The 13,932-nt window shown below is 31.7% G+C and carries 11 protein-coding genes; 5 read left to right on the top strand and 6 right to left on the bottom strand.

Features of this window, described 5'->3' with window-relative positions; genetic code table 11:
- Positions 1–163: 163 nt before the first annotated feature.
- Together ACOQN8_RS03420 and ACOQN8_RS03415 are read left to right on the top strand one after the other, a co-directional pair.
- Positions 164–610, top strand: a complete 447-nt coding sequence (locus ACOQN8_RS03420) for a protein-disulfide reductase DsbD domain-containing protein (protein WP_420551612.1) — start codon at positions 164–166, stop codon at positions 608–610.
- A gap of 27 nt (positions 611–637) precedes the next feature.
- A complete protein-coding gene (locus tag ACOQN8_RS03415; protein WP_420551611.1) occupies positions 638–2,617 on the top strand; it encodes a protein-disulfide reductase DsbD family protein in 1,980 nt (659 codons plus the stop codon).
- A 65-nt stretch (positions 2,618–2,682) separates the two neighbouring features.
- Here ACOQN8_RS03415 and ACOQN8_RS03410 read toward each other — a convergent pair whose 3' ends face one another.
- Positions 2,683–3,990: a S28 family serine protease gene (locus ACOQN8_RS03410; protein ID WP_420551610.1), complete on the bottom strand. Its 1,308-nt coding sequence runs from the start codon at positions 3,988–3,990 to the stop codon at positions 2,683–2,685.
- Between the two features lie 120 nt (positions 3,991–4,110).
- On the opposite strand from ACOQN8_RS03410, the gene lhpI reads away from it, so the two are divergent.
- Both lhpI and ACOQN8_RS03400 read left to right on the top strand, forming a co-directional pair.
- Positions 4,111–5,085, top strand: a complete 975-nt coding sequence (gene lhpI / locus ACOQN8_RS03405) for a bifunctional Delta(1)-pyrroline-2-carboxylate/Delta(1)-piperideine-2-carboxylate reductase (protein ID WP_420551609.1) — start codon at positions 4,111–4,113, stop codon at positions 5,083–5,085.
- Complete coding sequence (locus ACOQN8_RS03400) at positions 5,078–6,145, top strand: proline racemase family protein (protein ID WP_420551608.1); 1,068 nt, start codon at positions 5,078–5,080, stop codon at positions 6,143–6,145. The genes lhpI and ACOQN8_RS03400 overlap by 8 nt, the downstream gene beginning before the upstream one ends.
- Here the strand turns inward: ACOQN8_RS03400 and ACOQN8_RS03395 are convergent.
- The 5 genes from ACOQN8_RS03395 to ACOQN8_RS03375 all read right to left on the bottom strand — a co-directional run bounded on the left by ACOQN8_RS03395 (position 6,137) and on the right by ACOQN8_RS03375 (position 12,873).
- Positions 6,137–7,930 (bottom strand): aminopeptidase P family protein, encoded by a 1,794-nt coding sequence (locus ACOQN8_RS03395; RefSeq protein ID WP_420551607.1) that lies wholly within the window; start codon positions 7,928–7,930, stop codon positions 6,137–6,139. The two genes, ACOQN8_RS03400 and ACOQN8_RS03395, sit on opposite strands and share 9 nt — an antisense overlap.
- A gap of 30 nt (positions 7,931–7,960) precedes the next feature.
- Entirely contained in the window at positions 7,961–9,208 is a 1,248-nt protein-coding gene (locus ACOQN8_RS03390; protein ID WP_420551606.1) for an NAD(P)/FAD-dependent oxidoreductase, read from the bottom strand.
- 1 nt (position 9,209) lies between these two features.
- Complete coding sequence (locus ACOQN8_RS03385; protein ID WP_272151716.1) at positions 9,210–10,217, bottom strand: 4-hydroxyproline epimerase; 1,008 nt, start codon at positions 10,215–10,217, stop codon at positions 9,210–9,212.
- 153 nt (positions 10,218–10,370) lie between these two features.
- Positions 10,371–11,957 carry an aldehyde dehydrogenase (NADP(+)) gene (locus ACOQN8_RS03380; protein ID WP_420551605.1) on the bottom strand — a complete coding sequence of 529 codons (1,587 nt, stop codon included), beginning with the start codon at positions 11,955–11,957 and terminating at the stop codon, positions 10,371–10,373.
- Position 11,958: 1 nt separating this feature from the next.
- Entirely contained in the window at positions 11,959–12,873 is a 915-nt protein-coding gene (locus ACOQN8_RS03375) for a dihydrodipicolinate synthase family protein (RefSeq protein WP_420551604.1), read from the bottom strand.
- Positions 12,874–13,016: 143 nt separating this feature from the next.
- Here ACOQN8_RS03375 and ACOQN8_RS03370 point away from each other — a divergent pair, with 143 nt between their 5' ends.
- Complete coding sequence (locus tag ACOQN8_RS03370) at positions 13,017–13,856, top strand: AraC family transcriptional regulator (protein WP_420551603.1); 840 nt, start codon at positions 13,017–13,019, stop codon at positions 13,854–13,856.
- Positions 13,857–13,932: the final 76 nt, after the last annotated feature.

The following is a 13,932-nucleotide window of genomic DNA, read 5'->3' as shown; positions in this document are numbered from 1 at the left end:
GGGTGAAAAGACTAACAAAGTCTATTAAACACTAACAATTAAGAGTAATCAGAAATGGTTGCTCTTTTTTACTATAAACAAAGTTTATTTACTGAAATCGTGTTATTAAAAATAAAGATGCTATTTTTACCGAAATTTTTATAAACCTACTAACTGTATAAAAATGAGGAAATTAATAGTAGTATTGTTATTCTTAACAAGTATCGTGTCGTACGGACAAATCCACAATCCTGTTAAATGGACTACATCTGTAAAGAAAATTTCAGAAAAAGAAGCTGAATTAGTAGCTACAGCAAGTTTAGAAAAGGATTGGCATATTTACTCGCAAAATATACCAAAAGGAGGTCCAATTCCTACGTTATTTTCTTTTGTTGGTGACCAACGTTACTTAAAAAAAGGAAATACAAAAGAAGGAGAAGGACATGAAGTTGATGATAAGTTGTTTGACATGCGTGTTAAATACTTTGATAAGAAAGCTGTTTTTACACAACGAGTAAGATTAAAAACTACAGAGAAATTTGTAATCAAAGGAACTGTAGAGTACATGGTATGTTCAGGTACAAATTGTTTGCCTCCTAAAGAAGTAGATTTATCTTTTTCAGTAAATTAAAAAAATTATCCCCTTAATAAAGTTTAAATGAAGAACCTTTTTGCATTCTTGCTCCTTTTTACGATTAGTTTTGGCGTAAAAGGGCAAATTTTCAATCCCATAAAATGGAAAACTAAAGTAGAAAAAGTATCAGAGTCTAATTATAAGTTAAAAGCCGAAGCCATAATTGAGCAAGGTTGGACTTTGTATTCACAGGAAGTTCCAAAAGGAGGACCAATCCCTACTACTTTTATATACGATGATGAAGGAGGTAAAATTAAATTACTTGGAAATACATCAGAACCTAAAGGTAAATTAAAGTTTACCAAGCTTTTTAATGAAGAAGGAATGAGTATTAAATCCTTTGCTATAAAAGCTGTTTTTGAACAAAATATAGAATTAGTAGATAGCCAAATAAAAAAGGTAAATGCTTTTGTTGAATTTATTGCTTGTACAGATGAGCAATGCTTACCTCCTAAAGAAGTAGACTTAGTTTTCGATTTAGAGAAAGCTACTGTGGCTACCAAAAAAGGAGAAGCAAAAAAAGCAGCTACTAAAGACGGAAAAGCTAAAGAAAAGAAAGGTTTAGTAAGTATTTTTATTATTGCCTTTTTATCAGGTTTTGCAGCGTTGTTAACACCATGTGTATTTCCAATGATTCCAATGACGGTTAGCTTTTTTACAAAACAAAGTAAGAGTAAATCGAAAGGAATTAGAAATGCTATTATCTACGGATTGTCTATTATCGCAATTTATGTATTGTTAGGATATGTAGTAACTGGAATTTTTGGAGCTGATGCGTTAAATGCATTGTCAACTAATGTATGGTTTAACATAGCTTTCTTTTTAATATTAATCATTTTTGCTGTATCATTCCTTGGAGCATTTGAAATTACATTGCCAAGTTCATGGGCAACAAAAGTAGATTCACAAGCAGATAGAGGAGGATTGATAGGAATCTTTTTCATGGCATTAGCCTTAGCAATTGTATCGTTTTCATGTACAGGGCCAATTGTTGGAACTCTATTAGTAGAAGCAGCTACAAAAGGAGGAATAGCACCTGTGGTAGGAATGTTAGGATTCTCATCGGCAATTGCTTTACCATTTGCTTTATTTGCAGCATTCCCAGGTTGGTTAAACTCATTACCAAAATCGGGAGGATGGTTAAATACAGTAAAAGTTGTTTTAGGATTCTTAGAATTAGCATTAGCATTTAAATTCTTATCAAATGCAGATTTAGTATTACAACTACACTTATTAGAAAGAGAAGTGTTTATTGCTATTTGGATCGCAATTTTTGGAGCATTAGCATTTTATTTATTCGGAAAAATACAATTACCTCACGATAGCCCACAAAGTCATATTTCAGTAGGAAGATTAAGCTTAGGTTTAGTAGCTTTATCATTTACTATATATATGATACCAGGTTTATGGGGAGCACCTTTAAATTTAATTAGTGCTTTTCCACCACCACAACATTATAGTGAATCGCCATATGGAGTTGGATTTACAAAACAAGCAACAGTGAGTGTTGCTAACCAACAAAATGATGATCATGGTGGATTGCCAGAAGGAGCACACTTAATGCCTCCTCATGATATTATGGCTTTTCACGATTATGATAAAGGATTAGCGTATGCTAAAAAAGTAGGAAAACCAGTTATGATCGATTTTACAGGGCATGCTTGTGTTAATTGCCGTAAAATGGAACAAAACGTATGGGTAAAGCCTAAAGTTTTAGATGTTTTAAAGAATAAAGTAGTACTGATTTCTCTTTACGTAGATGACAAAAGACCTTTAGAAGAGAATGAAGTTGTAGACTCTAAGTTAAACCCTGGAAAAAAACTAAAGTATATAGGTCAAAAGTGGAGTGAATTGCAGACTATTAAGTACAAAGCAAATTCACAACCATTTTATGTATTAATGGCACACGATGAATCTAACTTAATCGATCCAGTGGCATATACACCTAATGCAGATGAATATTTTAATTGGCTAGAAAAAGGAATAGCGAATTATAAAAAATAAGTAAATAAAAAAACACTTTAGAATTTTCTAAAGTGTTTTTTTTGAACTAAAATAAGAGTATCAAACTATTTTACAGGATATAGTTTCACATCTTTTCCTAGCCAAGCCTGTAATTTGTTGTAAATTTTTTCTTGATCTTCTTTAGAAAAGTGTTTGATTCTTGTGCCATGATCAGCATCAGCCAATACCATTTTTAAAGCATCTACATTAGGCTTTGGATTTGGAGCACAAGCACCCCAAGGATCGTATGCACCATAAATATACAATATGTTGTTACCTTTGTTTTCAACAAAATCTCTTACCTCTTTGATATAATTTTCATTATATGATAGGTCAACATTTTTAGGAGCAAATCTCATGTTAGATGAAGAGCTAACAACTTTTAATAAGTCTTTTACAGGTTCTAAATCAAAACCGTAATATCCTAATTCTTTAATGTGTTGGTAAAAAGAAGGAAGGTAATAATCAAATCCCCAATCGCTATATAAAGTAAAGCCAGAAACTTTTACCAAATAGTCAAATAGTTCTTTAGAACTAGCTTTGTCAGAAGGAATTTCATTGCACTTTCCACCCCATTGCCAAAATGAAAAAGGAAATTCTAAAACAGAGTATTCTAAAGCTTCCTCTTGAGAAAGTTCAGTAAAATTCATTTTCTTTTCTTCAGCATAAGAAGTTAAATGATTAAGTATTTCGACTCTGTTTTTTAGAACAGCTCTTTGAAAGTTTTTAATAGCGTTTCTACATTCTTCACTACCTACAGAGTTAATTAAGTTTGTAGTTCTTTCATCTTCCAAACCATTAATTAATGGAGCTACATACGGAACAGCTACATCAACATCATTAGGATATTTAGATTTATAAATTAACGTAGTTTCACCTCCCTTACTAATTCCTGAAGACAACCATTTTCCTTTGTATAAGGTTTTTAATTTGCTTACAATAGTATGATAATCTTCAATAGCATTATCGTTGGTTAAATATTTCCAAGGGATAGAGTCGGGTCTAGATTTTCCATACATTCTATATTCAACAATAACCTGATTTCCTTTTAAAAGCTTGCTTAATTCAGTAGTTCTATTTCTTGAAGCATAACCATCAGTAATAATTACTGTTGGGTTTTTATAATCGGCATGAGAAACATACATATAATGTTTAAAAGTTCCTTCTGATGGATTTTTAGGGTTTAAATTTTGTTCCAAAACAACTTGATAGGCATCAGTAAAGTGATCGTTAACTTTAATAGAGTCTATTTGAGCTTTAGGAAATAAGTTTTGTAGTTGGGTTTTAAATGTGATTTCCTTTTTCTCTTTTGTTTCTTTACAAGAAAGAAGAGTTATTAGAAAAAGAAAAGGCAAAAATTTAAATAGTTTCATAATCAAATATTTATTGGTTAAAATTAAAGGCTTTAGAAAACTCGATATGATACTATTTTATCTATATTAATGTAAATATTGATGTGTATTAGGGTAAGATATTCTTAAAAACTAAAAAACATGTACTTTTATCCTATGAACCCTATTATTCAAATAAGTAGCGATTTTATTGAAGGAAATACGAGTTTTCCTGAGCTAATAGCTGAATTAAGAAAAAGCTTTTCTAAAAAAGATGTGATTGTTCCTATGAGGCATCATCACGATTTTCCAAATCCAGAGGTTGAAGCAGATTCTACATTATTGTTGATGCCAGCTTGGGAACCCAATAAAAATGCAGGAGTAAAAATAGTAACAGTAAGTCCGGAGAATGGTCAATTTAATTTACCTTCCATAAATGGGACATACATATATTTAGATGCTTTAAAAGGTACTATTAAAGCCATTTTAGAAGCAAAAAGTTTAACAGTAAAAAGAACGGCTGCTGCTTCAGCTTTGGCATCCACATTTTTATCAAAAGAAAATTCAAGTTCTTTATTAATGATTGGTACAGGAGCTTTATCAGTAAATCTTATTAAAGCACATGCTTCAGTTAGACCTATAAAAGAAGTGTTTGTTTGGGGAAGGAATTTTGAAAAAGCTGTTAGTATAGTTAATAGTTTGCAAGTAGAAAACTTCTCTATAACGGCCATTCAAACTATTGAAGAGAAAATAGGAAAGGTAGATATTATTTCTTGCGCAACATTATCAGCAACACCTTTAGTTTTAGGTAAGTTAATAAGAGAAGGACAGCATATAGACTTAGTAGGAGCGTATAAAAAGAATATGCGAGAAGCTGACGATGATGTGATAACGAAAGCAACGGTATTTGTAGATACTTTTCAAGGAGGTTTAAAAGAAAGCGGAGATATAGTAATACCATTGGAAAATGGAACGCTTAAAGAGGAGGAAATCAAAGCAGATTTATTTGAGTTAAGTTCAGATCAGAAAAAAGGAAGAATTTCAGAAACAGAAATAACAGTTTTTAAATCGGTAGGGCATGCTCTGGAAGATTTAGCAGCTGCAAATTATTATTACAATCAATATACCAATGAGTAAAACATACCAAAATATACTTTCAAAAACAGAGTTCAATCCGTCTGAAGATTGGTTGCAAATCAAAACTATTGATATGCACACTGGGGGAGAACCTTTACGTGTTATTGTAGATGGATTTCCAGAATTAAAAGGAAATTCGGTATTAGAATATCGTAGATATTGTAAAGAAAATTATGATCATTTAAGAACAGCATTAATGTTTGAACCACGTGGTCATGCAGATATGTATGGTTGTATTTTATTACCACCTAATGATGATGAAGGTGATTTTGGCATTCTGTTTTTACATAATGAAGGGTATTCTACAATGTGCGGGCATGCCATTATAGCTATTTCTACGTTGGCAATAGAAATGAATTGGGTAGATGTAAAAGAGGGTGATAATATTTTAAAAATAGATGCACCTTGTGGTAGAATTACATCATATGCAAATGTAAAAGATGGAAAAGTAACAGGTGTTCGTTTTCATTGTGTACCTAGCTTTGTTGTAGGTTTAGATAGAAAGGTAAATGTAGATGGAGTAGGAGAGGTAGTATATGATTTAGCTTATGGAGGTGCTTTTTATGCATATGTTGATATGGCTAAAAATAATTTAGATTTTGATTTAACTCCTAATTCTTACCGAAAATTAATAAGCAAAGGAATGGATATTAAACATGCGGTAATGAAAGAAGATAAAGATGTGAAACATCCATATGAAGAAGATTTAAGCTTTTTATATGGAACTATTTTTATCGATAATACAAAACAAGAGTCAGGTAATGATAGTAGAAATGTATGCATTTTTGCTGAAGGTGAAGTAGATCGTTGTCCTACTGGATCAGGAGTGTCAGGAAGAATGGCAATACATAAGGCTAGAAAAGAAATAGACTTTGGAGAAACTATGACTATAGAAAGTATAACAGGCTCTGTATTCAAAGGTTCTGTAGTTTCAGAAGACCAATATGGTTCGTTTACATCAGTAATACCACAAGTAGAAGGAACTGCTTATATTACAGGAAAGCAAACTTTTATAATAGATCCTAATGATCCAATGAAAGACGGATTTATACTAAGATAATTTTATAGGTTTACATTTGTTTTGTAACCAACTCACTTCATTATTATTTAATAAAGGAGTGAGTTTTTTTATGACTTCTTGATGATAAGAATTCAACCATTCAATTTCTTTATTGGTTAACATAGCAACATTGATTAGTTGTGTGTCTATGTAACAAAGAGTTAAAGGTCTAAAACCTAAAAATGTACCAAATTCAGTTTCTTGAACTATTTCAGAAAGAACAATGTTTTCAATACGAATTCCAAATTCATTGGTAACATAACAGCCAGGTTCTATGGTTGTAAATTGATTGGCTAAGTGAGGAGTTGTACCTCTAGCAGTTGTGGGTCCAGTAGCAAAACCTTGGGCAGGCTCATGTACCATACCAAAACTTCCAATACCATGTCCAGTTCCATGAGGGTAGTTTAAACCGTTTTGCCATAAATGCATACGAGCAAAAGCATCAATTTGAGTTCCTGTAGTTCCTAAAGGAAATTGTTGTTGTTCTAAAGAAATATATCCTTTTAAAACTGATGTGTATGCTGTTTTAATTTTTTCAGAAGGAGTACCTCCTAACCAAATAGTTCTTGTAATATCTGTAGTACCGTCTTTATATTGAGCGCCACTATCTAATAATAAAATACCTTCATTTTTTATTATAGAAGAACCTTGTTCTGGTGCTGTATAGTGAATAATAGCGCCATTTTTTTTATACCCAACAATGGCAGCAAAAGATTCACCAACATAATACTCTTGTTGTTGTCTAAAACTTTCTAGTTTTTTTCCTAATTCGTATTCAGAAATTGATTTTTTTTCTAATTCTTTTTCCAGCCAAATAAAGAATTTTGTTAGTGCTACACCGTCTTTTAGCATACAGTTTTCTTCACCTTGTATTTCAACAGTGTTTTTTATGGCTTTTAACTCTTTAACTATTGAGTTTTGATACTGGAATTTACCATTTATGGCATCAAATACAGCATAATTTAAAGAAGAAGAATCAGTAATAATATTTTTATCATTGGTTACTGAAGGTAAAATAGTTGCAATTGAATCGTAAGAAACTATTTCAATATGTAGTTTTTCAAAAGCAGTAATAGCAGATTGAGAAAATCTATTTTTATTACAGAATAAAAAAGTTTTTTCTTTTCCTACTAAAGCATATGCAGTAACCAGGGGGGTAAAATCAACATCACGAGAACGAATGTTAAACAACCAAGCTATTTCATCTAATGAAGAAAAGAAATAAAAATCGGCGTTTTGTTTTTGAATTTCTTCTTGAACTTTTGAAAGTTTTGAAGTAGTAGTTTCTCCGCTAAATTCAAAAGGATGTATATCTATTTCAAAATTTGGAAGACTTGGTCTGTCTGTCCAAATATGTTTGGCAAAATGAGGCTCGTTTTGTAGTTGAATTTGCTTTTCATTGGTAAAACTCAATATATAATCTACTTGCGATTTAGAGAATTGACGGTAATCTATTCCTATAACCGAATTGTTTTTTAGCAAATTACAAAGCCATTTTACATGTTCTGGTGCGTGTGGTATAGATTGTTTGTGAAGTTTAACTTCAGTATTTCCGCATTCGTCATCAAACTGTAAAAAGTAACGAGAATCTGTCCATAGTGCAGCTGTATCTTGTGTAACAACCAATGTTCCAGCTGAACCAGTAAACCCAGAAAAGTATTCTCGTAATTTCCAATAATCAGCTACATATTCTGATTGATGCGGATCTGTTGAAGGAATAATAAATGCATCTATTTTTTTTAGAAGCATTTCTTTTCTTAAGGCTGCTAGTTTTTCTGAAATCATTCGATAAAATTAATAAATTTAAAAATGCTTTTAAGCAAATCGTTCTACATTAAAAGGAGTTAAGTTCAGGCTAGGTTTTTCATCCGAAATAATTTCTGAAACTAGTTTTCCAGTTGCAGGTCCTAAACTCCACCCCATCATAGCATGACCAGTTGCTACGGTAACATTTTTAACTTTAGATAAACGCCCAATATATGGCAAACCATCAGGAGAACAAGGTCGTAAACCACAATCGGCGTTGTCAATGTCTTCTTGATTTATTTTTAAGCCAGAATAATATTGTTCGCCAGCATTGGCTATCGTTTTAACACGTGCTGGGTTTATTTTATGATTAATGCCTCCAATTTCCATGGTTCCTGCAAATCGAGTAAAACCATTCATTGGGGTAACGGCAACTTTTGCTTCCATAAGAATTGCTGGAATTGAAATGCCAGTTTCTTCTTTTACATTAATTCGATAACCTTTACCTGCTTGTACAGGAATATTTATTTGTAATTTCTTAGCTAAATCTTGTGTCCAAGAGCCTGTTGCTAAAACATATTCATCTGCCAATATGTTTTGTTTATTGGTATCGATTGAGGTTACTTCATTCTTAGAAATATTAATTTTCAAGACTTCTTCATTTGATAAAAAAGTAACTCCGTTTTTTTCTAAATGTAATTTTAATTGTGAAATAAATTCATTTGGAGTCATATGTGCATCTGAATGATAGTACACAGCTCCTTTAATATCTAAGTTACTATTAGGTTCTAGTTTTTGAACTTCTTTTTTGGTTAAGTTTTCAACTTTTAATCCTTCTTTAATAGCTTGTTTTCCCACATTCCATTCTTCTTCACCTGCTTTGTCTGTCTTATAATACATTAATAAGCCTTTGTCTTGATAAAAGAAGTCAAAGTCATTAGAAGCTTTTATATTTTCATATAATTCTTTGCTAAACAAATTTATGTCTTTTATGACTGGAATTGATTGCTGTACTTTTTTATGAGTAGAAGCTTTTTTAAAAAGTAATGACCATTTAAAAAAGTCAAGATCTAATCGAGGTTTAATAGATAAAGGACTTGTAGAACTAAACATCCATTTTATTCCTTTGTTAATCATACCAGGAGCAGCTAAAGAAATAATATGACTAGGTGTAATAATACCTGCATTTACATGAGAAGCTCCAGATGAAAAGTCTGATTTATCAATAATTGTTACTTCATGTCCAGCTTTTTGTAAATAATATGCTGAAGACAAACCTATAATTCCACCACCAATAATTACTACTTTTTTACTCATTTTATATTACTTGGAATCCATGTGCATATGGATCATCTTGATCGTCAATAATAATGTTGTTATATCCGTATACTTTAGCCCAACCTTGTATACTTGGAATGATGGCTGGTTTCCCTGCTAAAGTTGTTTCTTTTTCTACTCTTCCAATAAATTTACTTCCAATAAAACTTTCGTGAATAAACTCTTCTCCAGTTTTAAGTTTTCCTTTAGCATGTAATTGAGCTAAACGAGCTGATGTACCGGTTCCACAAGGACTTCTGTCAATAGCTTTGTCGCCATAAAAAACAGCATTACGTCCTGAAGAAGTCGGATCTAAAGGATTACCCGTCCAAAGCATATGGGTTACATCTCTTATGGTATCATTTTCTGGATGAATAAATAAATCTGGATATTTCTCATTAATTCTATCTCTAACTACCTGAGAATATTGAATAATTTTTGAAGCTGTAAAATCATGAACTCCACTAAAGTTTTTTTGTGGATCAACAATAGCGTAGTAGTTTCCTCCATAAGAAACATCAAAAGTGATTTCTCCTAATTCAGGGCAATCAACCGTTAAATTTTCAGCAGCTAAATAACTTTTAACATTGGTTAGTCTAACCCAATCTACTTTTTTACCTGTTTGTTGATATTCTATTTCAACCAAACCAGCTGGAGCTTCCATTTTAATTTTGCCAGGTATTTTAGGAGTAACTAAGCCTTCCTCTATAGCAATAGTTATAGTTCCTATAGTACCATGTCCACACATAGGTAAGCAACCAGATGTTTCAATAAATAATATTGCAAAATCATTTTCTGGATTATGAGGAGGGAATAGGATAGAACCACTCATCATGTCATGACCCCTAGGTTCAAACATTAAACCTTTACGAATCCAATCGTATTCTTTTAAAAAATGTTGGCGTTTTTCACTCATGTTGGTACCAATAAGATTTGGTCCTCCACCAGCAACAACTCTTACTGGATTACCACAAGTATGCGCATCGACGCAAAAAAAAGTCTTTCTCATCTTTAATTGAAGCGCCAGCTTGTATTCTCTCTTAGAAAAAACCCTTCAAAAATTCCTCTATTATAAAAATAAAGCTGGCATTGTTTCAATCTCTAGACAGGACAAAAGTAAGGTTTGATTTTTTGTACTATCTAAAGAAATTCTTAAAATTTACTATTTGACACCGTTTTTTGTTAACATACCGTTAACCGAACGTGAAATTTGCAACGGGTTCTCGTTTTTTAGTTCATCTGGCAATAATTCATTTGGCCAATCTTGATAACTAAATGGACGTACCCAACGTTTTATTGATCCAATTCCAACTGCTGTAAATCGACTATCTGTAGACGCTGGATATGGACCTCCATGTACCATAGACGGACAAACTTCTACACCTGTAGGAACTCCATTGAATATAATACGTCCAACTCTGTTTTGTAATGCTGAAACAACAGATCCATATTGAGCTACTTCATTTTCATCAGAAATAACAGTTCCTGTTAATTGTCCTTCCAATTGAGAAATAATTTCTTCTAATTGAGCTGCATTTTCACATTGTACTACCATTGAAAAAGGACCAAACACCTCTTGATGTAATGTTGTGTTTTCTAAAAATGTAACTCCTTCTACAGTAGTAATAATCTGTGTTGCATAGTTTGATTGTACTTCATTTTCATATTTACCAACGACAACTAATCCACTTTGTGCTAATGCTTTTTCCTTATTACTTTCATAAGCAGCAACAATATTTGGATGTAGCATTAATGAAGGAGATATTTCTACAATTTTAGAAGCTAAATCATTTGTGAAATTTGTTAGTTCTTCACCTTTAATTCCTAAAATTAATCCCGGATTTGTACAAAATTGCCCAGTACCTAAAGTAATTGAACCAGCATAAGTACTTGCTAAAGTTTCACCTCTGTTTTGTAATGCTTTTGGTAATATAACCACAGGATTAATACTTCCCATTTCTGCAAATACAGGAATAGGTTCTTCTCTTTTAGCTGTTAAATCTAATAAAGCTCTTCCACCTCGTATACTTCCTGTAAAACCAACTGCTTTTACTTCTGGGTGTGATACTAATTGTTGGCCAACTTCAATTCCACTTGAATTTAGGTTTGAAAATACACCTTTTGGCATATTAGTTTTTTGAGCTGCTTTTATTATAGCAGAGGCAACTAATTCACCAGTACCAGCATGCATGGGATGCGATTTAACAATAACTGGACAACCTGCTGCTAATGCAGCTGCTGTATCACCACCAGCCGTTGAATAAGCAAGTGGAAAATTACTAGCTCCAAAAACAACCACAGGTCCTAATGGAATATTTATTTTTCTTATATCTGATTTAGGTAAAGGTTCTCTTGTTGGAATAGCGGTATCTATTGTAGCTTCTACCCACGAACCTTCTGCTACTAAGTCAGCAAAAGAACGTAATTGAAATACAGTTCTTCCTCTTTCTCCTTTTGCACGACCTTCTGGCAATCCAGTTTCTGAACAATAAGTTTTAACTAACTCATCATCTAAAGCTAATATTTCATCAGCAATAGCGTTTAAAAAAGCTGCTTTTTGTTTTCCTGTAACATTTCTATACTCTTTAAAAGCCTTTGATGCTAAAGAAACAGCTTCATTAATTTCTTCTTGAGTTGCTTCAGTGTAAACAACTTCATTTTCTTTATTTAACTCTGGGTTAAACGTTGTATATGTTTTGTTTCCTGTTGCTGATATTGTATCTCCTATATAATTTTTTCCTGTTATCATTCTATAAGTTTTTATAATCAGGCAAAGTAGGTCTGTTCTTTAATCCAGTTTCTATAACATTTAATACATGTTTGCGTTCTTCTCCAATTAATGGTAAACGTGGCGCACGAACATTCTCTGTACCTATACCTGTTGCTACTTCTGCTAATTTGATATTTTGGACTAATTTAGAATTTATATCTAATTCTAACAAAGGTAAAAACCAACGGTATATTTCTAATGCCTCCTGTATTCTTCCTGCTTTTTGTAATTCGTAAATAGCTACTGTTTCTTTTGGAAAAGCACATACTAAACCAGCAATCCAACCATCAGCACCCATTAATAAACTTTCAAGAGCTAATGTGTCTACACCAGTCATTATTTTTAAACGATCACCAAAACGGTTTTTAATCCTCGTAACGTTAGAAATATCTCTAGTTGATTCTTTTACTGCTTCTATATTTTTACATTCCAATAAATCTTCAAACATATCTAATGTAACTTCCACTTTATAATCTACAGGGTTATTGTAAACCATAATAGGTAACGAAGTATTGTTTGCTACAGCTTTAAAGTATTCAACTGTTTCTCTATCTCCAGATTTATAGCGCATAGGAGGTAACATCATAAGCCCTTTAGCTCCATCTTCTTCTGCTCTTTGTGCAGCTTCAATAGCTCCTTTTGTAGTTTGTTCAGCTACATTCATTAATACAGGAACTTTACCATTTACAATATCAACTGTAGTTTTGGTTAACTCTCTTTTTTCTTCTGTTGATAATGTACTAGCCTCTCCTAATGTACCACCTAAAACAATTCCATGAACTTGAGCATCTAATTGTGCTTTGATATTCACTTCAAACATATTTAAATCTAAGGTGTCTTCGTTTGTAAACTTTGTTGTTACAGCAGGCATAACGCCTTTCCAATTTATACTCATTTTGTTTTTTTATTGCAAATCTATATATGATTGCCAAAGGAGTGTGTTTGTTTTTTAACTATTACATATACTATATTATCTACATGTTGTTAATTTAGTATTATATTGGTTAATATGTTATAGATTAGCGTAAAATATTACTCATGAAAGTTCTACCGTTTGAAATACCAAAAACAAAAAACCTAGGTTTAATTTACCAAGAAGATAGGGGCGATTCTTTTTATGATAAGCTTCATCAGCATAAAGAAATACAAATATGTTATATAGTGAAAGGTGAGGGAACGTTGATTATTGGAGACACGGTTAATGATTATGAGTCTGAAGATATTTTTGTTATTGGTGGTAATCAACCTCATGTTTTTAAAAGTGATACTTCGAAAATTAAAAAATCATTCATGATATCGCTTTTTTTTACAAAAGAATCTTTTGGTAAAGATTTTTTTGAACTCGATGATTTTAAAGAATTAACTACGTTTTTTGTGAACTCACAAAACAGTTTTAAAGTAAAAGCAAACAAAGAAAAATTAAAAAAATATTTTTTAAAGCTACAAAAAAGTAGGGATTTAGTAAAGTTCATTGTTTTTATAAAGATGATTAATGTTATCATAAAATCTGAAATTGAACCTCTCTCGTCTTTTTTTTATAAAAAGAAGTATTCGGATAATGAAGGTAAACGAATGGGAGATGTTATGGATTATACACTAAATAACTTTAACAAGAAGATAGAATTAGAGGATATATCTGAGGTAGCCAATATGACTACCAATGCTTTTTGTAGGTATTTTAAGCAAAGAACAAATAAAACGTATTTTACTTTTTTAAATGAGCTTAGAATAGAAAAGGCATGTAAACTATTGCAAAATAAAGATTATTCAATAATAGAAGTGTCTGAAAAATCAGGTTTTAAAAACATATCTAATTTCAATAGAAAGTTCAAAGAACTAAAAGGAAGAACACCATCGGCCTATAGATTAGGTCATTAATATGTTAAAAACATGAATTATATTTATACTTTTTTAAAAAATAAGCAAATTTCTTATTTCTCTTGGCTATATTTGA

Source organism: Tenacibaculum aiptasiae, from assembly GCF_965221665.1.
Taxonomy (GTDB): domain Bacteria; phylum Bacteroidota; class Bacteroidia; order Flavobacteriales; family Flavobacteriaceae; genus Polaribacter; species Polaribacter aiptasiae.
Note: the sequence above shows the minus strand (reverse complement) of the source record. Positions and strands in the feature narration are given on the sequence as shown.

What these genes read in the sequence shown, in the direction of transcription:
- ACOQN8_RS03415 (WP_420551611.1), top strand. Translation starts at nt 638, where the DNA reads ATGAAGAACCTTTTTGCATTCTTGCTCCTTTTTACGATTAGTTTTGGC.
- ACOQN8_RS03420 (WP_420551612.1), top strand. Translation starts at nt 164, where the DNA reads ATGAGGAAATTAATAGTAGTATTGTTATTCTTAACAAGTATCGTGTCG.
- ACOQN8_RS03400 (WP_420551608.1), top strand. Translation starts at nt 5,078, where the DNA reads ATGAGTAAAACATACCAAAATATACTTTCAAAAACAGAGTTCAATCCG.
- ACOQN8_RS03390 (WP_420551606.1), bottom strand. Translation starts at nt 9,208, where the DNA reads ATGAGTAAAAAAGTAGTAATTATTGGTGGTGGAATTATAGGTTTGTCT.
- lhpI (WP_420551609.1), top strand. Translation starts at nt 4,111, where the DNA reads ATGTACTTTTATCCTATGAACCCTATTATTCAAATAAGTAGCGATTTT.
- ACOQN8_RS03375 (WP_420551604.1), bottom strand. Translation starts at nt 12,873, where the DNA reads ATGAGTATAAATTGGAAAGGCGTTATGCCTGCTGTAACAACAAAGTTT.
- ACOQN8_RS03385 (WP_272151716.1), bottom strand. Translation starts at nt 10,217, where the DNA reads ATGAGAAAGACTTTTTTTTGCGTCGATGCGCATACTTGTGGTAATCCA.
- ACOQN8_RS03380 (WP_420551605.1), bottom strand. Translation starts at nt 11,957, where the DNA reads ATGATAACAGGAAAAAATTATATAGGAGATACAATATCAGCAACAGGA.
- ACOQN8_RS03395 (WP_420551607.1), bottom strand. Translation starts at nt 7,930, where the DNA reads ATGATTTCAGAAAAACTAGCAGCCTTAAGAAAAGAAATGCTTCTAAAA.
- ACOQN8_RS03410 (WP_420551610.1), bottom strand. Translation starts at nt 3,990, where the DNA reads ATGAAACTATTTAAATTTTTGCCTTTTCTTTTTCTAATAACTCTTCTT.
- ACOQN8_RS03370 (WP_420551603.1), top strand. Translation starts at nt 13,017, where the DNA reads ATGAAAGTTCTACCGTTTGAAATACCAAAAACAAAAAACCTAGGTTTA.